Source organism: Stenotrophomonas sp. AS012628 (assembly GCF_010608305.1).
Lineage (GTDB): Bacteria > Pseudomonadota > Gammaproteobacteria > Xanthomonadales > Xanthomonadaceae > Stenotrophomonas > Stenotrophomonas geniculata.
Genome location: NZ_VMBJ01000329.1, coordinates 1 through 208 on the forward strand (window position 1 = coordinate 1; position 208 = coordinate 208).

At 56.7% G+C, this 208-nt stretch carries 1 pseudogene; it reads left to right on the forward strand.

Annotated elements, in window-relative coordinates:
- A pseudogene (tuf, locus tag G5A07_RS22130) lies at positions 1–137 on the forward strand (elongation factor Tu); the annotation flags it as partial.
- Positions 138–208: the final 71 nt, after the last annotated feature.

A 208-nucleotide genomic window follows, 5' to 3' on the forward strand; every position in this document is an offset into this window, starting at 1 on the left:
TGGTAATGCCGGGCGACAACATCAAGATGGTTGTCACCCTGATCGCTCCGATCGCCATGGAAGATGGCCTGCGCTTCGCGATCCGCGAAGGCGGCCGTACCGTTGGCGCTGGCGTGGTTGCCAAGATCATCGAGTAATCGCTGATCCTGCCATCAGAAAAGGGGCCCTTCGGGGCCCCTTTTTTCGTTCGTTGGTTAAATATTGACAC